The organism is Shewanella sp. SR1 (assembly GCF_020447145.1).
In the GTDB taxonomy this organism is placed as follows: Bacteria; Pseudomonadota; Gammaproteobacteria; order Enterobacterales; family Shewanellaceae; genus Shewanella; species Shewanella baltica.
Map to the genome: position 1 here is coordinate 1 of NZ_JAJAEF010000004.1, position 24,189 is coordinate 24,189.

The following is a 24,189-nucleotide window of genomic DNA, read 5'->3' on the forward strand; positions in this document are numbered from 1 at the left end:
TAGCATAAGTCTTGGCATGGCTTGAGGTTATGGTTACTTTTGGCGAAGCAAATTATAACGTCTTGCCATGCTGTCTAAAAATCACTCTCGAAAGATCAACAGCCCCTAGTCTTTTAAAACAAAAACTTGGGCAAGTCTTTATCCCAAAACATCAAAAGCACTACGACTCAGTTTGCCCCTAAAGTCTGAGTGACAATGAAGATCAGCGTATCTAACTGTTCGTCTATTGAATGAATCCACAAAGTCTCGCCGCGTTGAATTAAAGCAGCGGCATCATACGCGATGGCAAATAGCTGAATACCTATTGGTAACTAAAGCGTGTCATCATTGGTTACACCTGCGATATTGCAACTGTAACCACAGTCCAATATGTTCAGTTCATCAGACTGTTATGCGACAAATCCACACTCAGTGATGTGCCGCGCTAAATACTGCCGTCTGTTTTGACAAACGAACACCAGCCCCCTGTTTCGCCAAGGATTTTCAACATTTGATAAAGGACTAAAATCACATGCTCAATATGCTAAATCCGCTACGTAACACGTTGGCTTTATTGATGTTCGGCTGTTGTTATACGGGAGCAGTATCAGCCGCGACTGCCACTCAAGATGATGTGGCGCAAAATGACAGCATTAGCCGCGTCGAGCACGGGCTTTCCAGCTTAGTGGTTGCTAAAGGCGCCTCAGCGCAAAAGATGAACCTTGTGGATCGGATGCACTATTATCGGGTGCCAGCGGTCAGTATTGCGGTCGTCAATAATGGCCGCATTGAATGGGCTCGGGCTTATGGCGTCAATATTGCGGGAAAAGACGGTACTGAAGGTGCGCAAAGTACAACACCAACAACATTATTTCAGGCCGCATCCATCAGTAAATCCCTCACCGCAATGGCAGCATTGCATCTGGTTGAACAAGGAAAACTGCAACTGGACGGTGATATCAATAACCAATTGCTCAGCTGGAAGCTGCCTGACAATGAATTTACCAAAGAGCACAAAGTCAGCCTACGACAATTGCTTAACCACAGTGGCGGCATCAATGTTCATGGCTTTAAAGGTTATGCCGATGGCCAGCCTCTGCCCGACTTACTGGCCGTGCTAAACGGTGTTGCTCCGTCCAATACCGATGCGATTCGGGTCGAAGCCGTACCAGGCACCCAATGGAGCTATTCTGGTGGTGGTTACACTATCGCCCAATTGATGATGATTGAGGCCAGCAAACAGGATTTTCCGCAATTGCTGCAACAAACCCTCTTTTCTCCTTTAGATATGCAGCACAGTTTCTTCGCACAAACCTTACCAGCCGAAGCGCGCAGCAATGCCGCTGCAGGACATGATGAAAATGGCGCTGCAATTGCGGGTCTGTGGCATCAAAACCCCGAGCTGGCGGCAGCAGGTCTGTGGACGACGGCGACGGATTTAGCCAAAGTCATCATTGAAGTGCAACAGTCGGAGGCGGGAACGTCCAATAAAATACTCTCAACGGATATGACCAAAACCATGTTAACCCGAGTATTGGGTGAAACCGGCCTTGGCTTTTTTGTTGAACAACTGCCAGACCGGATAAGCTTTAGCCATAGTGGCGGCAATGAAGGCTTCCGCAGCCAATTATATGGTTATACCCAAACCGGACAGGGAGCAGTTGTGCTGACCAACGGCGATAATGGTGCCGCCTTAATAAAGGAAATTCTGGCCAGTATTTCAGCAGAATATGACTGGCTAGAATTTAAAGTGACAGAAAAGTAAGCGGCTTAAATGAGGTATTAAATAACAGCACATTGAGCAGTAATGCGAAGAGAAACAGTACATTGCCAGACGCCAGACTAAAACCCCTTTAGCTGGCGGCTCACTTTAAAATAGCGGCGGAAAAATCGCAGCGATGATCGCCACAGAAAGCGCGAATAAGCCTTAACTCATTCAATTAGCAGGTAAAAAGATAAGCCTGTTATTTATGATTAGGCAAACCAGCGCTTCATTTTTGCAAACAACGACTGACGGTAAAAAGGCTCGGCTTTTTCAACACAAAACTGTCCGAGGGGTTCTTGAACATCTGCGCGCATTTGATGCACTTTCACCTCCCAACTATTGGGGTCCATTTTGCGCTGCATTCTATCCACATCTGCCCTGATCCGGCTAAAATCATCGGCATTGTCAGCGACAAACTGCACCATCAAACAGAGCGCATGATCTGTGCAACTCCTACCAAAGTTCAACGAGTTGGACTCGATAAGATAGGCTTTCTGGACACGCTTATAGTTTGAGAGTATTTCCTTTAACTCCGCAAAAATGGGCAGTTCCTCACTGAAGACTTTGCCCAGAATAACCAGTGCGCCCCTTTGTTCCACCAAAGAAAAATCCGGCAATAGCATGTAGCGGATCTCATCTTCATCTAAGGTTTTCGACATATTACTGTTGGGATTCAGCGCCATATCATTGCCCGACTGCAATAGCAGCTGAAAAATCGTGGCCGCTTCGAGTTCCATCACGCCATGGTACTCAGTGCCTTCGCTTTTCATCAGCTCAATGGCTTTATCAACCGCGATTTGAGAGGTAAAAATAGGGGTGAAAGGATGATCGCTGCCATCTTCTAAGGGGATATACCATTGCTTGATGCTGATCGCGATAGCACCATCGCCCGCCTGCGGCGCATCCTCGCTACCCTCACTCAAGATAAAGAGTTTTGCTTGGCTCAATTGCTGATAAAACGCCTCAGCGTGCGCATTATTGCTTAATGCCTTTTCAAAACATTGTTCGAGTGGATTGGTCGCTTCTAAGTGGTACAGCATTGACAAACATCCTTTTATTTAGCAGTTCAGTCCTTTCTTATCAAAGCGTTAAAATACTTTAAGCAATTCAATTAACACTGAACAGATAATATCGAGCGGGCATATTAAAACATTGAGCGCGAGGGATCTAGTACGCCCAGCCTACCTCTCTTTATGTTTATGCTTGCCATCAATGAAGACTGAGCGACAGATCAGAACGAGGGATCACACCTAAAAACTACAGTCTTAAGCCCCAAACATCGAAGGCATCACGACTCAGTTGCTCCCTAAATTCTGGGTGAGCGATGGCGATCAACGCTTGTGCCCGTTCGCGCAGTGAACGACCGCGTAGATTGGCGGCGCCGTATTCGGTCACAATGTAATGCACATGGGCCCGAGTGGTGACAACCCCTGCGCCAGGTGATAACACGCTGGCAATGCGAGAAAGCGTTCCTCCCGCGGCAGTGCTGGGCAGCGCAATAACAGAACGACCACCTTCAGATAACCCTGCTCCGCGGATGAAATCCATCTGGCCCCCGACACCAGAATAGATTTTAGTGCCAATGGAATCAGCACACACTTGGCCTGAAAGGTCGACCTGCAGCGCCGAGTTAATCGCCATCACATTGGGATTTTTACGGATAATGGCCGTGTCGTTGACTTGCTCTATGTCCATAAAGATGACCGCAGGATTATCATCAACATAGTCGTATAACTTTTGACTACCCAAAGCAAATCCTGTGACGAGTTTCCCCGGATAAAAACGCTTCTTGCTGTTGTTAATCACGCCCTTTTCAACCAGTTGTAATATACCGTCAGAAAATAGCTCAGTGTGGACGCCTAAGTCTTTATGTTCGGTTAAGCAAGACAACACTGCATCGGGGATCGCACCTATACCCATTTGCAAACAATCGCCATTACGCACCAATTGGGCAACATTTTTACCGATCGCCAAACTCACCGCATCCCCCGTCGCGAAGGAATGAATGGGCAACGCCGCGCTCTGCTCATACACAGCGGCAAAACGGTCGATATGGATAAAGCTGTCACCATGGGTGCGTGGCATTTGTGGATTAATATGAGCAATGATCTTACCCGCGACTTGGCAAGCTGCGAGCGTTGCTTCAACCGAAATGCCTAAGGAACACATGCCATGCTTATCGGGTGGCGACACTTGGATAATTGCGGTATCAATTTTTTGCTCGCCGGAACGAAATAACTTAGGCACTTCAGACAGGAAAATCGGCACGTAATCCGCATCACCACTTTGCAATAATGCCCGCGTCGGCAGACCACCGAAAAAACATCGATGACGTAAATGCCCCTGTAAACTCGGATGGCTTAAGGATTCAGCGCCTTCGGTATGTAACTGTAATAAGGTGAGATTGTCTTTAGTGAGTGCGTGCTGCGCCAACGCATCGAGTAAAATCCGCGGCGTGGCGCCCATGGAATGCGTCCACAGCGTCTCGCCACTTTGAATTAATGCAACGGCTTCGAGCGCGCTATGACAAATGATTGCAGGCATAATGAATTCCCTTCCCTAAGCATGATGGCGGCAATGGCCCTAGCAGTAGTGTAAGGGATATCCTAATTAAGCAATATCGATTTCAATGGCTTAGCGCGACTGTTTATCTATAGTTTGCGCTATATCAAACTCTGGATTATTAATTGGATCTCAAAATACACATTCAACCTATTTTGGCACTAGAGGGTAATAAAGCCTCTGGCTAAAATGCTTTGCAACAGTTTGATTAGGGATAACACCAATAATCCCGTATTAGGTTATCCCCATCAGCACTCAGCCTTACCAAATATATATCACTTTACCAATAATCAAGTCTTGAGGAATAAACCCAAAATATCGACTATCTAAGCTATTGTCTCTGTTATCACCCAAGACGAAATACTGACCAGCGGGAACTAACCATTCACCCCTTAATGTGTTTTCTTGCACATAATAGCGATCAACCAGTTCTTTCTGATGGCGGAGTAATAATACCTGATAGTGAATATCATCCAGCGACTCTTGGTAAACGGCTTGAGTCTCAGTACTGAACTCGGGTAATAAGGTTTTATCGATAAGATCGTATTGAGAGCCCAATCCTGCACAAGCTTCCCTCGATACATCGCAGGCTTTCTGCACAAAAATGGTTTTGTCGCGATAGATAATCCTATCGCCGGGTAGACCAATTACACGTTTTACATAATCAATTGCCGGGTTTGCAGGGTATTGAAATACCAATATATCCCCTCTTGCGGGTGTTACCGATGGCGTCGACTTAGCCAGTTGAAAACCTAAATATCGATAGTTACCAAAACCATACTTGCTCACCAACACATGATTGCCGGGCGCTAACGTCGGCTTCATGGAAGAGGCCGGAATACTAAAAGGCTCAAAGAAAAAACCTCGTAACACAATCAGCGGTAACATCATCAAAGCGTAACTCGCTAACACTATCCACCAGCGAGCATACCAGCGGCGGGGTTGAGTAATATCGTAACGACGGGCGATCATAAACCCGTGAATGGGACAAATAACAATAAATAACCAAGAGAGGTAAATATGTTGAAGCCAAGCCATATTCCCCGACTTAAATGGGAAGTAATTGGAGTGTAAAAATACATCCACGGCCGCGATAATCAGCGCACCAATAAAATATCGAATAAAATATTTAAATTGATTAACGTATAAAAATACAAACGGCTGAAAAAATAGGCCTAATAATATTGCGAGCCAAGCTTTTGGCTTCCATTGAATATCCAATTGAACTCCGTTTCACCCTAGATTTGGAAAACGGCATCATAATTCACTGCCTAACCTAGCACAACCTCATTCCCTGTCGCTGATAGCCTGCCATGCGACTATCAGCATACTGATGATAATATTAATCTAGACGCTTAGAGAATCTCATACTGGCGATAAATAGCCCGATACAGGTAAAACCTATCATCCACAGGGCATCAAATTGCAGATCCATCACTTGGGCATCGCGTAGCACTATGGCCCGTGACATGCGCATAAAGTGGGTTGCGGGTAAGGCTTCGGCAATCCACTGCGCCGCGATGGGCATGGCTTCGTAGGGGAACATAAACCCCGACAATAGAATCGATGGCAGCAGGATAAATACCGTCATTTGCATCGATTGCAACTGGGTTTTCGCTATGGTCGAAATCACTAATCCTAAAGTTAAACTGGCGCAAATGAACAACATAGCGGCAAGGGCGATGGAGTCGATTCCGCCACGAATCGGCACATCAAACAACAAATGCCCTGCGCTCAGGATAATGGTCACTTGCACAAAACCGACGATCACATAGGGCACGATTTTACCCAGCATCAACTCCAGCGGCCGCACTGGCGTAGTGATCAAAAACTCCATATTGCCCTGCTCGCGCTCGCGCACTATGGCGGCGGAGGTGAACATCACCATGGTCATAGTCAAAATCACGCCCAGCAGGCCGGGCACGATATTGACTACAGAGCGTTGCTCGGGATTAAAATATTGCACCACTTCAAAACTCGGCATCACGGTTTTTTGCGCTCTCCCTGCGACTTCATCCAGCGGCATTTGCCTAAGGCTACGAATGGTTGAGGCGACAACCGTATCAGAACCGTCCACCAGCCATTGCCCGACGGGCTGAGCTAAATATTGCTGACCCGCAAAGCTTGGGTGACGCACTAAGCGCTCATCGAGATCGGCGGGCAAATACAGCACAGCTTTAACTTCGCCGCGAGTGATCGCCGCCTCTGCCTCGGCCGCACTTAAATAACGCTGTTTAAAATCCACCACCTGCGTCGCTTCCACCGCCTGCACCAATGAGCGGCTGTAGGCAGAATCGCTCAAATTTACCAGCCCCGCGGGCAGATGGCGCGCATCGGTATTGATGGCATAACCAAACAACATCAGTTGCACCAGCGGGATCATGACTATCATGCCAAAGGTCATACGATCCCGTGATAATTGCCGCAGCTCTTTGACGACAATTGCAAAAATTCTACGCCACATGGTCAGTTGCTCCCTTGGACACCCCAGCCAAACGCTCGCCGGTGCAAGTGACAAACACATCCTCTAGGCTAGCGCGCACTTCTTCCATCGTACGGCTGGCAACCCGAGGTTTAAGCCAAGCGAGCGGATCTTCAATATCGCTGCGCACTAACACCCGTAAACGACTGCCGATTTGCGCCGCCGATAATACCGCGGACTCGCTGATCAATGATTGCTTTAAATTGCGTAAATCATCCCCTGAAATTTCAACCACCCGAGCGCCCATCGCCGCCATCAGCTGCTGGGGTGAACCGTCGGCGCGTTTTATCCCCCGCTCTAAAATCGCCAGACCGTGGCAACGCTCGGCTTCATCCATATAGTGAGTCGACACAAGAATCGTGGTGCCTTGGGCGCAGAGATCGAATAAGCGCTCCCAAAACTCGCGCCGATTCTCGGGATCGACCGCCGAGGTCGGCTCATCGAGAAACAGCAATTCGGGGTGATGCAAGGTCGCCGCCGCTAAGGCCAAACGCTGTTTCTGGCCGCCACTCATGGAGCCTGCCATTTGTTTTTCTCGGCCGACTAAATCGTACAGCGTGACTAACTCGGCTATCCGCAGCTTTGAGGCTCGGCGGTTCAAACCATAAATTTGCGCGACAAATTCTAAGTTTTCCCGCACCGAAAGATTGTCGTACAGGGAGAATTTTTGCGTCATATAGCCGATGCGGCGACGCAGTTTTTCCTCGGCGCCGGGTAAGGTTTCACCCAAGACGCGGATTTCCCCCGACGTTGGGCTCAGCAGCCCAGTCAACATGCGGATTGATGTGGATTTTCCGCAGCCATTGGGGCCAAGAAACCCATAAATGGTTCCCTTGGGAATGGCGAGGTCGAGATTCTCCACCGCATTGACGCCGCCAAAGGCGCGGGTCATGCCTTGGGTCTCGATAGCAAAATCGGCGTGGCTCATGGCTGTTTCACTTTTTGTTGCACTTTTGGCTGCACATCGAGTTCCACAGCTAATGCCATGCCCGTCGGCAAATCCTGACCCTCGGCAGAAATAGTAATATCTGTCAGATACATCAGCCGCGCTCGATCACGCTCATTAAGCGCATAAAATGGCGTGTAAGCAGGTTGACTGCGGATATTGCGCACTGTGCCAGTAATCGGTATCTCGCGGCCATCCACAAGAATATTGACGCTATCACCGGCCTTCACTCTGTCTAACCAAGTCGCGGGCAGATAAACCCGCACATAGGGATCCTCACTCGCCAGCAAACCAATCAACTGAGTACCCGCCGCAATGCGATCGCCTACACGCCAAGGTAGCGTATCGACAACGGCGTCACGCGCCGCCACTAAGCTCAAGTCGGCTAAGGCTTTTTGTTCGATGGCGACACTGGCGCTGGCGGCGGCCACCGCGGCTTTAGCTTGTTCTAGCTGTTCACTACGGGTGCCATTTTCTAATAGGCGCAAGCTTTGCTCCGCCTCGGCTTGCTTGGCTAAACTGGTATCCCGCGCCGCACGGGCGGTATCTAAATCCGCTTGGCTCAGCACTTTGGTGGCATACAAACGGTTGGTACGCTCAAAGGCTCGCTGCGCTTCCTTCACGCTGGCATTTGCCCCGTCGAGCACGGCCTTGGCGCGTTCTATATCCTCTAAACGCGCACCAGTCACCGCCTCAGAAAGTTTAGCCTTGGCCTGTTCAAGCTCGGCTTGACGCAGGGCAAGGCGCGCATTGGCCGAAGTCGAATCGAGTGTGAGTAGCACTTCGCCCGCCTTAACCTGCTGACCTTCAACCACATTTACCTGAGTAATCAACTCACCCACGGGCGCGGTCAGTGTCAGCCTGTCACGCTCGACTGTGCCAAGGACGCTCGGCGACTCTTGGGTACAAGCCGCTAACAGCAGCAAACAGCCTAAAACGACACCTGTCGCGACTCTTTTAATTAACGCGGTTTGATTAGTTAACTTATTATTGCTTAACTTGCTGTTGCTTAACTTGCTGCTACTTAACCTGTTGTTACTTGAGTTGTTTTTACTGAAACGATTGCGACTAAAATCTTGGTCATTCAACATCGTTAAACCTTTCGTTGAGCTCATGACTGGCTCCTTGGTTCACATAACAGTCCCTGCGTAAAAACCTGCATATTGTGCAGAGCTAAGCGCTGCAAAAGCGCAGCATCGGCATCAAAAAAGCCGAACTGACGCATTAATACGGGCGGGGCAATAAGCGGAAATACCATAAGACTTACAAAACTTAGCCGTGCTAAATCGGGGTCGACGCCCTCTTTTAATAATCCTGAATTAACTAAGGTGGATTCGAGCCATTGCCGCGACAGAGTTAACACTTGCTCAAATACAGACAAGATAATCCGATAGGGTTCTGAGCCATCGCCCTCCTGCAACACCCGTATAATCAGCCGTGGCAAGCCAGGGTTGGGCGCCATAACGCGATAGTAGGTCTGCATGATTTCGCCGACATTATTAGGCGCTTCAACTGCAGATATTTCGCGTAAGCGGGTTAATACGGGCTCAAGGGTTTCCCGCACCATTTGTTCGAACAAACCCGCTTTCGAACCAAAATAGTAACGGATAAGTGCAGCATCGACCTCGGCTTCGCGGGCGATTTCACGGGTAGACACTGTAGGATAACTGCGATGACTAAAGAGACTTAAGGCAGCGGTTATTAAGCGTTGACGCGCGTCTGAGTTTCCCTTCGGACGACCGAGAATGGGCGACGACTCGGGTTGGGCAGTAAATGGAACAACGCCCCTAGGACGACCGGGAATAAGCGACATGGCAGGCTCCAGCAAAATTCATCTACTGATGAATATACTGAAACGCCGCGTAAAAAGGCAGCAGTTAAATTCCTCATTTTCATTGGTATTGAGGAATTTAACCCTAAAGCGTCAAGACTAAAATTTATGCACCTTTGACTATGGCACCTAAACGGCTGACAAATTGCTGCACGGCTTCGACTGTGTCAAAGCTAAAGGCAAGTCCATAGTGGGTTTCGGTGAGACTCTTATGCAAACGCTTTGGAAAACGAGTCATCTCCGCATTGTGGAAATAATCGTATTTGGCATGCACGCCTGCAATGGTGGCGAGTTCGCCAGAAAAAACCTCAAATGCGGGCCGAATAATCAAGTTCGGTGATTTACCGTCGAGGTGTAAATAGAACGCCTCTTTGGTGTCTGGGAGCATGTATTCGGTAATGTTTTTTATGGTGAAATTAGTGCGGCATTGCAATCCACTTAAGCAGCTCACCATCTCATTATGTTCTATCGCCAAACTTATTCTCCCTTATCTCTTTAATCCTGCCCAAGTCGCATTGCATCTCGTATTTCAGCCCATCGCTCAATCATTGTTTGAATCGCTGTTTCTATTAGTAATTCAACCAATGGTTCAAATCTGTGGTTCAATCAATGGTTAAATCAATGCTTCAATCAATGACCTAAAAGCTGACATATCATAAATGCGTGCAAGCTTGGCAGTATGGGTATTCATCACGTTGATGCTACTTTAACTCAGCTCAGCCTAATCGGTTTACGCTGTAAATGCACTAAGCTGATGTCGATCTCACAAAGCGAGTGGCTAAGTTTAGCGGATTTATCCAAAAAACCTTTATATACAGAACGATAAACCTATTAACTCAAACGCAAAGCCAATGTCACAGAAAATTCTTTTGCGTAATCGAGCCATGATTTCAAACACCATAAAACACAGTACCATTTATTAGTCATTGCTTATCATCACCTTATCGCCCTCGATATTGACATTAAAACGTATGCTTTAAAATACTGCCATGCTATTCAATTGTATGGTGATTTTTTTACTTGCCAGCTCAAAATGTTGCGTCTAGGTTAAGAAGCTTGAGTTAAGTCCTGTTGATAATGGCTAAGTTACGGCAATCACATCGGCTGCCAACCTAAACTAGCGCATTCACCCTATCCGTCGTATTCAGGCCTTAAATCATGTTCTACCCAAAGTGAGTAACCCGCGCCTATGGCGCATATAACCCGAGCCATGTCAGCCGATTTAACGCTAAATTACGGCAAATCCTTAGCATTAACCGATTTGCCCTAAACAGTCGCAACGGACTGCGCGGCCACTATCAACAAGACCAACAACACGAGATATACCCATGAAGATCAAAAAAGCCCTCATGCTCTTGGGTCTGTTAGCTGTCAGCCCAGCGACATTAGCTGCAACCGGAGTTGCCTTTATCCACGGTACGGGTCACCAGACCAATGCCTTAGCCGATTACTGGACGCCCGAATTTGTTAACTCAGTGCGCCAAGGCATCCCAGTGCCAAACAATTACACAGTGATCAACTGCGACTTTGACCAATATATGTGGGAAGAAAGCGCCGCAGGTTGTCTGGCGACCCAGCTCAATAGCTTTATCCAAGCCAAAAATATCGACGACTTAATTCTGCTGACCCACTCCAATGGTGGCAACGTAGTGCGGTGGATTTTATCTAACCCCACGTGGGACAGCCGTTATCCTGCGGTGATCAACGCCACCTCAAAGGTTATCGCCCTCGCCCCATCCAGTGCTGGTACGCCGCTCGCCGATGCGGTGAACCAAGGTAATGTGTTCGAAACCAGCTTAGGCTGGCTCTTAGGCTATGGCAGCAATGCGGTGAAACAACAGCAAGTGGGTTGGATGGCAAACTACAACAACACTATGCTCTACGGCACTGCAGGTCGCCCATCGCTGGGTAAACCCTTCGAAGTCGTGGTGGGCTCAGATGTTGATTCCGCCATTTGGGACAGCGACAGTTACTGCGCGGGTTACCAATACCAAGTCGCGCTCGAAACCACTCAAAACTGGCTCGATAGCTGCTCCGACGGCTTCTTAAATTGCAGCTCGCAAAAGGCAGCTGGCACAGTCTGGTTTATCGATAAACAAAAGACCCGTGGCCAAGAACCCCTAAGCCATCAGCAGAGCCGCCGTGCGTGTTTCAATTTAGACACGCTGATCCGCAACCATATTTAAGGAGCACTAAGATGCACACACTCAGCAAACTTGCCAGTGTCTTGGCGCTAAGCGGACTGCTCGCAGCCTGCCAAGATGAAGCCACACCTATAGATCCCAAAACCAATGCCAGCCCTATGTACGCCAAAGGGTTAACCCTAGCCGCACCGAGCGATACTGATCTCGTCGATAGCAATATTGCCAGTCCAACACTGGCGCCCATTAACACCAGTACGGACTACATTAGCTTTATCACCCCTTTGTATGGCGAGTATCAGGCAAGCGCGCCGCAGCTTGAACAAGCCAGCCAAAGTGACGAGTATTGGGTCAATGTAACGGGCGCGCAGCTTAATGCGGGCGTGGGCCTCACCATGAGCCAAGCGTCGAGCCTAGTGCGCATTGCGCCTCGGGGCGATACCAGTTCTGGCGCCTTAATGCATGCAGAGGCTATTGCCCCTGAGCGCGTACAAATTCAGCGCGTTAGCCCTAATCAGTCACCCCAAGGCAAAGCGGCCAACAGCAGCGGGATAAACACCAATGAGTCATTGGTCAAATCGATGGCCAACGCCGATGCCCTTGCTAGCGCAGGATTAACCGATGATTCCAGCGCACTGCAAATGTCGGCGAAAGCCACACCGGGCCAATATCGCCTGCAGGTCAGTCAGCCGTTAACGCCAAGCGCCAACTACTTAGTCAATGTGAAGGAAAAAGGCTCGCCCTATCAACTGAGTGTCAAAGCCTCCTCCGCTATCGCGGCTGATGCGCAAACCCTTGGGCTTGAACTCGCACTCAGCCAAAGTGATAACACCTTCGTGCCGCAGGCAACACTCAAGCAAGCCGATGGCGATATGCAACCACTGACGATGGTAAAACAAGGTGAGACATGGCAAGCGGTGATCCCCGCGGGCGTGGCACTTTCGAGCAGTAATGCGGGTTTCAGTGAAGTTGAAATTACAGTGCAAACCCAAGTCGATGGCCGCCCAGTGCAGCGCACGGTCAAATCTGTCTTTAAGTCCTATGTCAATTCGGCGAGCATCAAGCCCGAAGTGCTCACGGTTTGGGATAAAGGTTTGCCTAACCAAATCAACTTTGAGTTATCGGTCGCCGAGGCGGGACGTTTTGGCTTAAGTGGCACGTTAACCGGCACCAATGCCGAAGGTCAAAAGGTGGCGATTCTACGTACCCAAGCGGCTAATTGGCTGACCCCAGAGTCGCCAAAGTTAAAGCTGATGTTAGATCCTAAGCTCATCCAAGCCTCGGGTTTACAGCCGCCATTCGAACTCAATGAGTTAGAACTGCAAGATCAAGGGCAAATGGCCAGATTAAGCTATCAAGCCACGGCATTGATCTTAACCCGCTAACATTAAGCTGCTGATATTAAGGAGCAGATAGAAGACGCGGGCTTTAAATGCCAATGTTAAACCAGAGGCGAGGCTCATCTGCTCAAGTTAGCCCGCCCGAGTTTTCTCTCTAATTGAAAAGTGCCCATAGTGGGCACTTTTCCATTGTTGATATTTTGCTAATAAACAGCCAAAAGCCGCTGCGTTATTTAACATTCAGTATAAAGCACAAACTGTTGACAGAAAAATGACAAGCCGAAGATGATTACCCATAGCTGCCATGAATAAAATTTACATTGATTATCAAGGGTTATTCCTTTTAAATAACAAATGTAATAGGCATAATGTCAAGGCTTTGACATCAAACCTTAGGCTGACAACAGCCCAGCACTTACCATAAAAACATAACAAAAATATAACTATAAGAGTGGTAACTAACGGTACGTTTTCCCACAGTACGCTAGCCAATACTCAATAAATGGACATCGTTATGAGTGACAGCACATTTTTCTTTGGTGAATGGCAAATCAATCCCAGCGCCAATAGTCTGCTCCTTGGCAAACAAGTCAAACAACTTGAGCCCAAGGCGATGGATGTGCTGCTGTTTCTCTGTCAACGGGCGGGCGAAGTCGTCAGCAGTGATGAAATAGTCAGCCACTGCTGGCCGGGTGTTGATACTGGCGACAATCCACTACACAAAATTATCAATCAGTTACGTAGAGCATTAGGCGATAGCGCCACCGATCCCACCTATATAGAAACCATACGCAAACGCGGCTATCGCACCTTAGCCGAAGTGCGTTTTCCTATCGGCCACGAAGCCACCGCCAGCCCGCAAAGTTGGCAAGGCGGCTCGCCCTTTCCGGGTCTGCAAGCCTATAACGCTAACTATGCCGAGGTGTTTTTTGGTCGCAGTGAACAAATCAGCACTTTGCTTAACCGTATCAGCCAGCAAATCATCTATGGTCGTGCCTTCTGTCTGATTTTAGGCCCAAGTGGCAGCGGTAAATCCTCCCTGATAAATGCCGGTGTTGTGCCCAATTTAATGAAGGGCGGCGGCTATAACGGCATTGGTGTCGCGTCATTCAGCAGCTTAGATTTTGCCGATGTGAGTAAAGGGCAACTGTTAACCGATCTTGCCAGCGCTATGCTCGACTGGGAAATCAACGACACCCCAGTATTCGAAGGCATGAGTGCCGATACTCTGGCAGTTCAACTCGTCGATGATATCCAAGGCGTAATCAACCAGTGCACCCAAGCGCTCAAGGCTAAACCCTTTTCCAATCCGTTTTTTGCCTTGTTTATCGACCGATTAGAAGTGTTGCTCTCATCACCGCTATTTAGCGACACCGAGCGCACAGTATTTGTTGAACTGCTGGAGCAACTCGCCACCTCTAAGGCCGTGATTATTATCAGTGCCTGTCGCAACGATTTTTATCCTTTACTTGTGGGCTACCCAAGCTTAATGGCCGGCAAATCCCGCGGCGCACACTTTGACTTAGCGCCGCCGACACGCACTGAACTGTTGCAAATGATCCGCCTGCCCGCGGTGGCCGCCAACTTAAGCTGGGAAGTTGACAGCGAAACCGCAATGCCGCTCGATGAAATGCTCTGCAGCGACGCAGCCAGTAACCCAGATGCACTGCCCATGTTGCAATACACTCTGCAGGCCTTGTATTTGCAGCGCAGCGCCGACGATAAGTTATTAGTCTCGGTTTATCATGCGCTTGGCGGTATTGAAGGGGCGATTGGTAAAAATGCCGAGCAAGCGATTTCCCATTTAAGCGATGCCGAAAAAGCCAGTCTGCCACGGATTTTATCCCTGCTAGTCACCTTGCGCGAAGATGAAAAGTCCATCACCAGCCGCACCGCCCGCTGGTCGCAGCTGCAAAGCACCGCCGAAACCGCCCTAGTGCAAGCCATGGTCGATAGCCGCTTATTCGTGTCGCATCTGCAAAATGGTGAACCCTGTTTTAGCATCGCCCACGAAGCCCTGCTGCGTCGTTGGCCACGGGCGACGGCTTGGATTAGCGAACATAGCGACAGCTTGAGTATTAAGAGTCGCCTACAGCATCTTTCAACACGCTGGCTCAGCGAAGCCAAACACAGCGCCTATCTACTCGCTGAAGGTAAACCTTTAAAAGAAGCCCAAAGCCTCAGCCAAAATCCGTTATTCGATTTAGACGCTCCCGAAACCGCCTTTATCACAGCCTCCACCAAACGCGCCAATATGCTGCGCTGGACGAGGCGCTTAACCGTCACCCTATTATGCGTCCTCACCCTCACTTCCATTATCATGAGTGTGCGCAGCATAGAAGCTGAAAAACTCGCCCTGCAAAAACGCCTCGCCGCCGAAGATTTACTCGGTTTCATGGTGGGCGACTTCGCCGACAAGATGCGCGGCATCGGCCGCATGGACTTACTCGACGGGATCAGCAATAAAGCACTGGAATATTTCAGTGATTTTTCCAATAAAGAGGATGATGCACACTTAAGTTTTGACGCCCGCTTCCAACACGGCCAAACCTTAGAGGCCATGGGCGAAGTGGCATATTCGCGCAATAGAATCGATGAAGCTCGCAGCGCATTACTGGCGGCGCAAGAAAAAATGTTGCCGCTCTTGAGTGTGCAGCCTGAAAACTTAGCCCTACTAAAAACCCTAGGTGCCAATGCGTTCTGGTTAGGGCAACTGCAATATGATGTCAGTGATTGGGCGGCGTCACGCCCTTTTTACGAGCAATACTTAAAATACAGCCAAACCATGTACGCCCTTGCGCCCGAAGATAAAGATGCGCTAATGGAGCTGTCGTACGCCCATAATACTTTGGGCTCGGTTTCAATGAAGCAGCAGGAATTTGCCAAAGCACAGCAAGATTTTGAGGAATCATTAAGACTTAAATTGCTCGCCTTGGCAAAAGCACCTGAGGATAGTCAGCTGATTGCGGATGTGGCGGATACTAGATCTTGGTTAGCGAGTGCTGCCCTCTCTCAGGGTGACTTAAATTCTGCAATCACAATACATAAGCAGCTGCAGGTTGGGTTAGAAGCAATAAGGAAAATAAATAGTGTGGATGGATATCTATTAGACAGACTGGCAAGCAGTTTGAGAAATAGTTCTGATTTATTGGGATATCAAAACCTTACTCAGCAAGCTTTTGATAATGCATTGCAGGGAGAAAGCCTAATGCAGCAGGCTGTAGCTTTAGATCCCGAAAATTCCGCATGGAAAACAAAACTGTATTACCTCAAGTTCCAACTAATGTTGCTTAACGCTACTCTTAAAGATCCTCGTTGTACTTATACACCTGTAACTTTGCAAGCTGAACTTTCAAAAGAAAAGGCTGCTTTTTCTTCCAGTCGTAGATACGGCCCACTGAAAGCTATGCTGCTAAAAAATGCCGCTCAATATTACCAGCTTACTGGGCAGTACCAGAAAAGCTGGGATCTAATAGAAGAAGCAAAAGCTTTACTTACAACATTGATCAATGACGCTCCATATGAATTTAAATATCATGCCAGCATGGCAGAAGTGGAACTACTAAATGCTCAATTATTCAATCAACAACATGATATAAAAGCCATGCAACAGAACTGCATGCGAGCAAAGAATCGACTCATGCAAATTCAGAATAAAGATAGAGATCCCCAATATTTACAACCTTATAGTAGAGCGCTTGACTGTTTAGGGGAACTGGATCGAGATCAAGAACTCGTAAATAGACTAAAACATGCAGGAATACAAAGTATTAAATTTTAACAACACACAAAGGAAATAACAGATGTCAGACAATTATGGACAAGCTCATTATGTTAAAGTCACGGTGGCTCTTGAAAATGGTGAACCTGTGTTCACTTATACAAATGCAGAAGGAAGTGAATGCCCAGGTGATGTGACTATTACTGCTGCTAGCACTATCACTTACCTACTCGATGACCAAACTGGTAAGGGACTTAAATTCGTAGGCGCAGGCTTTTTAACCCCCTTTGATGGCATTATAGATGCTTTGACCCTAAGCAGTGATGGCGCGATATTGCAGATGATCGACCTTGACCACACTTCTGGTACAACTAAGTTTCAGTTTGTACTCACTAATACTAACAATACTTTACTGTTACTTAGCCCTGATCCACAAATCATTAATGATCGTGATTAAAGCGAAAAAAAGCGGGGACAGCCATATCTTTTCGAGATAAGTGCTTCCTGAAATGAGCTCTAAATGCTCTGCCGCTGCGGCAGAGCATTTCTCACAAGACATCCGCTTATCCTCCGTTTTCCCATCACAAAAGCAGGCAAAAGCAGGGACAGCCATGTCTTTTTGTGCTTTGTCCCCTCTTCTACTAGTCTTTAGATTATCTTCACCTTGTCTGTTTGGAGCGAGTCATGACCTCGGCCAGAAGAATGCTTATCGATGCCCATACAACGCCCTTCTATCATGTGATAAATCGCTGTGTCAGAAGGGCTTTTCTGTGCGGTGAAGATAGAAAAGCGGGGACAGCCATGTCTTTTTGTGCTTTGTTCCCTCTTAGTACTAGCCTTTACATTATCTTGATTGCGTCTGTTTGGAGCGGATGATGACCTCGGCCAGAAGAATGCTTATCTATGCTAATACAACGCCCTTCTACCATGTGAGAACGAAAAGCGGGGACAGCCATGTCTTTTTGTGCTTTGTCCCCTCTTCTACTAGTCTTTAGATTATCTTCACCTTGTCTGTTTGGAGCGAGTCATGACCTCGGCCAGAAGAATGCTTATCGATGCCAATACAACGCCCTTCTATCATGTGATAAATCGCTGTGTCAGAAGGGCTTTTCTGTGCGGTGAAGATAAACTCACAGGCCGCAGTTATGAACATAGACGTGGCTGGATTGTCGATAAAATCAAAGCATTATCTGCTATCTTTTGTATCGACATTTGCGCCTATGCAGTGATGAACAACCATTACCATTTAGTACTTAAAATTGATGTTGAGGAAGCAAAAACCTTAAGCCAAAAAGAGGTTATCAGCCGGTGGTGTCAAATCACCAAAGGCCATGCCACTGCCACTAAATATATGAATGGTGATGCCTTAATCGACGGTGAACGCATGTTACTCGATGCCTTAATTGCCGAGTGGCAAGAGCGATTAAGCAGTATTTCTTGGTTTATGCGATGCCTAAATGAAGAGATTGCCCGTAAAGCGAATCGTGAAGATGAGTGTAAAGGCGCGTTCTGGGAAGGCCGTTTCAAATCCCAAGCTTTGCTAGATGAGCAAGCCTTACTAGCCTGCATGATGTACGTGGATTTAAACCCTATTCGAGCAGGGATTGCCGGCTCTTTACAATCTTCTGATTTTACATCAATTAAAAATCGAGGACAGCCATATCTTTTCGAGATAAGTGCTTCCTGAAATGAGCTCTAAATGCTCTGCCGCTGCGGCAGAGCATTTCTCACAAGACATCCGCTTATAATCCGTTTTTTGTCGATAAGGATAAAGCTGAGACAGCCATGTCTTTTTGTGCTTTGTCCCCTCTTCTACTAGTCTTTAGATTATCTTCACCTTGTCTGTTTGGAGCGAGTCATGACCTCGGCCAGAAGAATGCTTATCGATGCCAATACAACGCCCTTCTATCATGTGATAAATCGCTGTGTCAGAAGGGCTTTTCTGTGCGGTGAAGATAAACTCACAGGCCGCAGTTATGAACATAGACGTGGCTGGATTGTCGATAAAATCAAAGCATTATCTGCTATCTTTTGTATCGACATTTGCGCCTATGCAGTGATGAACAACCATTACCATTTAGTACTTAAAATTGATGTTGAGGAAGCAAAAACCTTAAGCCCAAAAGAGGTTATCAGCCGGTGGTGTCAAATAACTAAAGGCCATACTGTCGCAACTAAGTATATGAATGGTGAAGCCTTAATTGACAAAAGCGGGGACAGCCATGTCTTTTTGTGCTTTGTCCCCTCTTCTACTAGTCTTTAGATTATCTTCACCTTGTCTGTTTGGAGCGAGTCATGACCTCGGCCAGAAGAATGCTTATCGATGCCAATACAACGCCCTTCTATCATGTGATAAATCGCTGTGTCAGAAGGGCTTTTCTGTGCGGTGAAGATAAACTCACAGGCCGCAGTTATGAACATAGACGTGGCTGGATTGTCGATAAAATCAAAGCATTATCTGCTATCTTTTGTATCGACATTTGCGCCTATGCAGTGATGAACAACCATTACCATTTAGTACTTAAAATTGATGTTGAGGAAGCAAAAACCTTAAGCCCAAAAGAGGTTATCAGCCGGTGGTGTCAAATCACCAAAGGCCATGCCATTGCCACTAAATATATGAATGGTGATGCCTTAATTGACGGTGAACGCATGCTGCTCGATGGGTTAATTACCGAATGGCATGAACGTTTATCCAGCATATCTTGGTTTATGCGCTGCCTGAACGAAGAGATTGCCCGTAAAGCAAATCGAGAAGATGAGTGTAAAGGTGCCTTCTGGGAAGGCCGTTTCAAATCCCAAGCTTTGCTAGATGAGCAAGCCTTACTAGCCTGCATGATGTACGTGGATTTAAACCCTATTCGAGCAGGGATTGCCGACTCTTTGCAATCCTCTGATTTTACATCAATTCAAGAACGTCTAAATGCACTTTCCCCTAACAGCATCACACCACAGATAACCAAAACCCCAGTAGATAACTCTCAGCCAACACCACATAAATCCCTCGCAAAATTTGATGGTGCAACGCACCTTCATCGACAAACGGGCATCCCCTTTCATTTTGCCGATTATCTGGAACTTATCGATTGGACTGGCCGCGCGATTCGCCATGATAAAAAAGGCTTTATCGATAACCAGCGACCTAAGTTGCTTAACGAATTAGGGATTGCATCAGATGCTTGGCTCAGCTCTGCTAAAGATTTTCGCCGCCAGTACAGTGGCATCAGTGGTCGTTGGGATGCGATGTGCGCTTTTAAACTTCAGCAAGGTGGTAAATGGTGTAGAGGAAAATCGAGTAGCGAAGCTCTGCATCCAAATCAACCTTTAGGGTAAACGAGCCGTTTCCTACTCTTTATCTGCGGTTAAATTTCGACACTAAAATGCTTTGCGCTTGCCGCTTAATAGCCAAAAATCCACTCATGGGTGCCACTCTTTCAACTTAGCCATACCCCAAAATCTCGCACATTTCCGCTAAACCTGAGAATTTACCGTGAGAAGAGTAAATTTAAAACCTTTACAAACAATAGATTAAATCGGAAGGTAAGCAGAAGGTATCTTTTCTTTGCTGAGAATAAAGTCATCATCAGAAAAGCGCTTAGCGCAGATGACATTAGGTTCACGGAGAATGATAACAATGACAAGCTCACCTAAACAGACTCGCTCACAACATCCATTATCACTTGTGGGTGAAGGCAATGGCTTACAGTGTACTGCGCAGCAAGGCTTGGTCGAGCCCGCATTGCCGTTAACCTTCTTCGAGCATGCCTCGATTGAAACGATTCAACAGTTTATTCAGCATCTGACCGAGCCGGTGATTATCGTCAATGCCCAAGGTTACATTTACTTTAGCAATAGCAAAGGTGCTGACTTACTGACGTGCCCGCAGGCCAGTTTGAAGGGACAAGACTGGCGCAACTTTTTGACCGAGCACCATCAAGCTCGCTACGACAATCTGCTGAGCAATGATATTAAATTAGGCAAAAACTGCGGCATTCCAGTGCAGCACTGCGCCGAAGAAATCACCCTCATTACCGCCTCAGGCAAAGCAAAAGATGTCGAACTCTCCATTTCCTACATCCCCAGCCATGAACCTCTGTTCGTGATGATGATGCACGATTTAACGCAGCACAAAGCGGAGAATCAAAAGCTGCGTAAATTGGCTGCCACGGATTCACTGACTGGGCTGGCGAACCGCCGATACTTCGACGAAATGCTGCATCACTATTGGGAAGAATGCACAGGTAAGCTGCGCCCTATCAGTGTGGTGATTATCGATGTGGATTATTTCAAAGTGTTCAACGACCAATTCGGCCATATCCAAGGCGACGAATGTCTACGTAAGATTGCCAAAGTGATTGCTGACATAGTGCCAATAGACATTGGCCTGGCAGCGCGTTACGGCGGTGAAGAATTCGCGCTAATACTACCAAGCCACAATGCCAAAATGGCACTGACGATTGCCCAAAAAGTGCAGCAAGGGATTAATGACCTGCGCTTTACTGAGCAAGGCCTGCGCGACTATGTCTCTGTGAGCGCGAGCCAAGGGATTGCGAGTGAAATCAATGGCCAATTCCGTACCTCACTCGCCATGCTGTGCGCCGCCGATACCGCATTGTATCGCGCTAAAGCCGATGGCCGTGACAGGATCAATACGTCGCTTTAATCCCCATTAATTGGCGACTTATTTAACCAAAACTGATTTACCCGCGACTTAGTTACCCGCGATGGATTAACCACGGGATGAATTACCCCAGTAGCGCTTTAGCGCACTGAGGTAAAACACGCAAAGCACACGAAAGGACGCACGAATATGAATAAGCTTGAGGCATCAAGAAATATACGGGCAGTGATTGAAAAAAGCTTACCCGTGAGCACGTCACCCCTTGCCATATTTACTTACCAGTGTTGGGTAAAAACCAGCGCAGGTGGGCGTGTGTTCCATTATAAAACCGATCGAGAAGATACTTATTTCGCGGTGGATATTAATTCACTGGGGCATATTGAATGCGTGATTAATACCACCTTGCTGCGGGTTGAGGCAATTTCAACCTTAGGTGGACTTAACGACAGCCAGTGGCACTTATTGCCTATCTGCCATGAATACCATGAAATCAATTGTTATGTGGATGGTGAAATTACCCATACACAACTCAATAACCTGTCACTGGTTGCTGACAATGAGTTTTTAATTGAAAACGTGTCATTACCCAATCACCGCGACACTCATTTCGATGGTGAAATATTTGGCATCACTTTACTTAATCGATTATTAACCCGAACCGAAATTGTCGACTATTATCGTAATCCGGCGCAACAAAAATCGATTACCGAAAATAACCTTTACATTTATCAGCATCAAGATGTATATAATTTTCGTGATGAAAACGTTATCCCACTTCAAAGACAAAAAGTGCTGCTGGTCATATTTAATGATACTGAATATCAATTCATAAAAACCACCGCGGATAGCAACGCCTATAATCAACAACTGCCTAAGATTATTCCGCCCCACGAACGCCGAGCCTATATTATTGAGTGTGACTATAACACTTGGCCTAATTTTAATTATGTCGTTAATTACGCGGCGAGCAACCAAGCGGATATCACTCTCAATATCGAAGTATTTAAATCGCTGACGGCCTATCGTTCGAATATTAAAGTGACCGTCGCGAATGAACTCGAACGGGATTGTTTGATTATGCAATCGACCGAAGAAGAATTAAGTGCAGAAGTGCGGATCAGTGAAAACTTAGTGATCACCCAAGCCAAAAACTTTGTTAATTTCATCAATGAAGTTCGCGCACACATTCCGGCCGACAATATTATTACCGCTGGCCATTATTATAGTGAGCAACAATTCTCGGTCAGCACGGGTAAGCAAATGATTGCCTACCAACAGGCTTGCCAGCTGTTCAACCGCAGGTTACAAAAAAAACCACTGGCGATCATCAAATGCACTTCCACTGAAGAAGTCAAAATCGCCTATAAAGCAGCCATCGATTATAACTTGCCGATCAGTGTGCGCTCGGGTGGGAATGATCACGAAGGTGAAAGCACTGAAACCAATACCATAGTGTTGGATCTGCTGAAGATGGATAGCCTCACTTTAGATCCCATCACAGGTATTGCGGCCATTGGCCCAGGCAATCGCTTTATCAATCTCACCACTGCCCTTGCGAAAAAAGGCGTGATGATCCCCCATGGCACTAGTGGCAACGTTGCCTTAGCGGGATTTATTATGGGCGGCGGCTCAGGACCTTGGACCCGCAAATACGGCATGTGCTGCGAATCCCTATTACAGGCAGAAATCGTCCTCGGCATTGGTGAAACCCAAGTCGTCTCGGTTGCCAATAAACCTGAGTTACTCTGGGCGCTCAAGGGGGGCGGTGGGTTAAGTTACGGCATAGTGACCCGCTTTTTTGTGCAAACCTTTCCACTACCGCCTTGCCTGCTCAAGTTTGAATTAGAGTGGAATTGCTATGACAAACAAACCCAAGAACTCATTGAGCACACCCCAACCAAAGACATTTTACAGCGCTGGGAAGCCATCATTAATGCCGACAGCACTGGCTGTTTGATTGGCACCAATCTCAAGATAAATGCCAGACATTTCCCCGCAGAACAACACAAAACGCCTGACATAGACACAGAGTCGATTAAGCATAACTGCTTGATGTATGGCTTTTGGGAAGGCAATTCCGCCAGTCTGAATCACTTTATCCAGACACAATTTAATGAGTTTGACCTAGTGCCCAATGAAATTCGCATCAAGGGGATGGGCGGACTCACCAAAGCCTACGGTGAAAACTTAATGGCCAATTGGGAAAGGGAATCTTTTCATCATCTGCAAGCTGACTTACAAGGCATAAACCGCTCACCGACGCCACCCGATTTAGATGAGCCCGCGCCCCATAAAGTCACCTCGCGCTTAGTCAATCAAACGGGGCTCAGGGACGGTTATAAGCCACTGCTCGAAAGCTTAACCTCTCGCTATGTGCTTGAAGGTAATCGCCAATTGGGGCTATTTACCTATGTCACCCTTGGCGCCATTGTGGGTGATTATTATCGCACTATGGGCGAAGAGCAAAAGAGCCGCAGCGCCTTCCCCTACAAGGACAGACAATACACGATTCAATATCAAACTTGGTGGAATAACGCGCTGCAAGAGAAACAACAATTGCAGGATAGCCAAGTGTTTACTCGCATCAATCGTGCACTCGATTGGATTGATGCCAGCCGAAATTATGACATCCCCAACACCTCGGGCGCCTTTATCAGCTTCAAAGATAAGGCTATCCCCACTGATGTGTACTTCGACCATAATTACGCCGCGTTAAAACGGATTAAGGCGGCCTACAGCCAAGATAGCTTTAACCATTTCCGCTCACGTAAAAGCATTATTTAGTTAATATATCGGCATAG

At 47.3% G+C, this 24,189-nt stretch carries 16 protein-coding genes and 3 pseudogenes; 11 read left to right on the forward strand and 8 right to left on the reverse strand.

Features of this window, described 5'->3' with window-relative positions; genetic code table 11:
• Positions 1–511 precede the first annotated feature (511 nt).
• The gene (locus tag KV201_RS04760) at positions 512–1,744 is read left to right on the forward strand and encodes a serine hydrolase (RefSeq protein WP_226058672.1); all 1,233 of its coding nucleotides are present in this window, start codon (positions 512–514) and stop codon (positions 1,742–1,744) included.
• A 209-nt stretch (positions 1,745–1,953) separates the two neighbouring features.
• Here the strand turns inward: KV201_RS04760 and KV201_RS04765 are convergent, their stop codons facing one another.
• From KV201_RS04765 to KV201_RS04800, 8 genes are all read right to left on the reverse strand, one after another.
• Positions 1,954–2,784: an enhanced serine sensitivity protein SseB C-terminal domain-containing protein gene (locus KV201_RS04765; RefSeq protein ID WP_226058673.1), complete on the reverse strand. Its 831-nt coding sequence runs from the start codon at positions 2,782–2,784 to the stop codon at positions 1,954–1,956.
• Between the two features lie 217 nt (positions 2,785–3,001).
• Positions 3,002–4,288, reverse strand: coding sequence for an acetyl-CoA hydrolase/transferase family protein (locus KV201_RS04770; protein WP_226058674.1), 1,287 nt, complete (start codon positions 4,286–4,288; stop codon positions 3,002–3,004).
• A 279-nt stretch (positions 4,289–4,567) separates the two neighbouring features.
• Positions 4,568–5,527: a signal peptidase I gene (lepB, locus tag KV201_RS04775; protein ID WP_226058675.1), complete on the reverse strand. Its 960-nt coding sequence runs from the start codon at positions 5,525–5,527 to the stop codon at positions 4,568–4,570.
• Positions 5,528–5,648: 121 nt separating this feature from the next.
• Complete coding sequence (locus tag KV201_RS04780; RefSeq protein ID WP_006081051.1) at positions 5,649–6,770, reverse strand: ABC transporter permease; 1,122 nt, start codon at positions 6,768–6,770, stop codon at positions 5,649–5,651.
• On the reverse strand, positions 6,760–7,716 hold the full coding sequence (locus KV201_RS04785; protein WP_012088758.1) for an ABC transporter ATP-binding protein: 957 nt from the start codon (positions 7,714–7,716) through the stop codon (positions 6,760–6,762). Before KV201_RS04785 ends, KV201_RS04780 begins: the two co-directional genes overlap by 11 nt.
• Complete coding sequence (locus KV201_RS04790) at positions 7,713–8,849, reverse strand: HlyD family secretion protein (RefSeq protein WP_226058676.1); 1,137 nt, start codon at positions 8,847–8,849, stop codon at positions 7,713–7,715. The genes KV201_RS04785 and KV201_RS04790 overlap by 4 nt, the downstream gene beginning before the upstream one ends.
• Positions 8,846–9,547 carry a TetR/AcrR family transcriptional regulator gene (locus KV201_RS04795; RefSeq protein ID WP_226058677.1) on the reverse strand — a complete coding sequence of 234 codons (702 nt, stop codon included), beginning with the start codon at positions 9,545–9,547 and terminating at the stop codon, positions 8,846–8,848. The genes KV201_RS04790 and KV201_RS04795 overlap by 4 nt, the downstream gene beginning before the upstream one ends.
• A 124-nt stretch (positions 9,548–9,671) precedes the next feature.
• The gene (locus KV201_RS04800) at positions 9,672–10,019 is read right to left on the reverse strand and encodes a hypothetical protein (protein WP_011846399.1); all 348 of its coding nucleotides are present in this window, start codon (positions 10,017–10,019) and stop codon (positions 9,672–9,674) included.
• An 874-nt stretch (positions 10,020–10,893) separates the two neighbouring features.
• Between KV201_RS04800 and KV201_RS04805 the strand changes: the two genes are divergently transcribed.
• The 10 genes and pseudogenes from KV201_RS04805 to KV201_RS04850 all read left to right on the forward strand — a co-directional run bounded on the left by KV201_RS04805 (position 10,894) and on the right by KV201_RS04850 (position 24,172).
• Complete coding sequence (locus tag KV201_RS04805) at positions 10,894–11,751, forward strand: hypothetical protein (protein WP_226058678.1); 858 nt, start codon at positions 10,894–10,896, stop codon at positions 11,749–11,751.
• Positions 11,752–11,762: 11 nt separating this feature from the next.
• Positions 11,763–13,091 (forward strand): DUF4785 domain-containing protein, encoded by a 1,329-nt coding sequence (locus KV201_RS04810; RefSeq protein WP_226058679.1) that lies wholly within the window; start codon positions 11,763–11,765, stop codon positions 13,089–13,091.
• A 469-nt stretch (positions 13,092–13,560) separates the two neighbouring features.
• Positions 13,561–16,827 (forward strand): winged helix-turn-helix domain-containing protein, encoded by a 3,267-nt coding sequence (locus KV201_RS04815; RefSeq protein ID WP_226058680.1) that lies wholly within the window; start codon positions 13,561–13,563, stop codon positions 16,825–16,827.
• Between the two features lie 22 nt (positions 16,828–16,849).
• Positions 16,850–17,224, forward strand: coding sequence for a DP-EP family protein (locus KV201_RS04820; protein WP_063883207.1), 375 nt, complete (start codon positions 16,850–16,852; stop codon positions 17,222–17,224).
• A gap of 227 nt (positions 17,225–17,451) precedes the next feature.
• A pseudogene (locus tag KV201_RS04825) lies at positions 17,452–17,553 on the forward strand (transposase); the annotation flags it as partial.
• A 241-nt stretch (positions 17,554–17,794) separates the two neighbouring features.
• A pseudogene (locus KV201_RS04830) lies at positions 17,795–18,412 on the forward strand (transposase); the annotation flags it as partial.
• Between the two features lie 213 nt (positions 18,413–18,625).
• Positions 18,626–18,973: pseudogene (locus KV201_RS04835) on the forward strand (hypothetical protein); the annotation flags it as partial.
• A gap of 89 nt (positions 18,974–19,062) precedes the next feature.
• Entirely contained in the window at positions 19,063–20,100 is a 1,038-nt protein-coding gene (locus KV201_RS04840; RefSeq protein ID WP_226058681.1) for a transposase, read from the forward strand.
• 301 nt (positions 20,101–20,401) lie between these two features.
• Positions 20,402–21,430, forward strand: a complete 1,029-nt coding sequence (locus KV201_RS04845) for a diguanylate cyclase (protein WP_226058682.1) — start codon at positions 20,402–20,404, stop codon at positions 21,428–21,430.
• A gap of 147 nt (positions 21,431–21,577) precedes the next feature.
• A complete protein-coding gene (locus KV201_RS04850; RefSeq protein WP_226058683.1) occupies positions 21,578–24,172 on the forward strand; it encodes an FAD-binding protein in 2,595 nt (864 codons plus the stop codon).
• The last annotated feature ends 17 nt before the right edge of the window (positions 24,173–24,189 follow it).

Excerpts from the sequence above, each read along its gene's own strand:
- KV201_RS04760 (WP_226058672.1), top strand. The coding sequence starts at position 512 with ATGCTCAATATGCTAAATCCGCTACGTAACACGTTGGCTTTATTGATG.
- KV201_RS04765 (WP_226058673.1), bottom strand. The coding sequence starts at position 2,784 with ATGCTGTACCACTTAGAAGCGACCAATCCACTCGAACAATGTTTTGAA.
- KV201_RS04770 (WP_226058674.1), bottom strand. The coding sequence starts at position 4,288 with ATGCCTGCAATCATTTGTCATAGCGCGCTCGAAGCCGTTGCATTAATT.
- KV201_RS04780 (WP_006081051.1), bottom strand. The coding sequence starts at position 6,770 with ATGTGGCGTAGAATTTTTGCAATTGTCGTCAAAGAGCTGCGGCAATTA.
- KV201_RS04785 (WP_012088758.1), bottom strand. The coding sequence starts at position 7,716 with ATGAGCCACGCCGATTTTGCTATCGAGACCCAAGGCATGACCCGCGCC.
- KV201_RS04790 (WP_226058676.1), bottom strand. The coding sequence starts at position 8,849 with ATGAGCTCAACGAAAGGTTTAACGATGTTGAATGACCAAGATTTTAGT.
- KV201_RS04795 (WP_226058677.1), bottom strand. The coding sequence starts at position 9,547 with ATGTCGCTTATTCCCGGTCGTCCTAGGGGCGTTGTTCCATTTACTGCC.
- KV201_RS04800 (WP_011846399.1), bottom strand. The coding sequence starts at position 10,019 with ATGGTGAGCTGCTTAAGTGGATTGCAATGCCGCACTAATTTCACCATA.
- KV201_RS04805 (WP_226058678.1), top strand. The coding sequence starts at position 10,894 with ATGAAGATCAAAAAAGCCCTCATGCTCTTGGGTCTGTTAGCTGTCAGC.
- KV201_RS04810 (WP_226058679.1), top strand. The coding sequence starts at position 11,763 with ATGCACACACTCAGCAAACTTGCCAGTGTCTTGGCGCTAAGCGGACTG.
- KV201_RS04815 (WP_226058680.1), top strand. The coding sequence starts at position 13,561 with ATGAGTGACAGCACATTTTTCTTTGGTGAATGGCAAATCAATCCCAGC.
- KV201_RS04820 (WP_063883207.1), top strand. The coding sequence starts at position 16,850 with ATGTCAGACAATTATGGACAAGCTCATTATGTTAAAGTCACGGTGGCT.
- KV201_RS04840 (WP_226058681.1), top strand. The coding sequence starts at position 19,063 with ATGACCTCGGCCAGAAGAATGCTTATCGATGCCAATACAACGCCCTTC.
- KV201_RS04845 (WP_226058682.1), top strand. The coding sequence starts at position 20,402 with ATGACAAGCTCACCTAAACAGACTCGCTCACAACATCCATTATCACTT.
- KV201_RS04850 (WP_226058683.1), top strand. The coding sequence starts at position 21,578 with ATGAATAAGCTTGAGGCATCAAGAAATATACGGGCAGTGATTGAAAAA.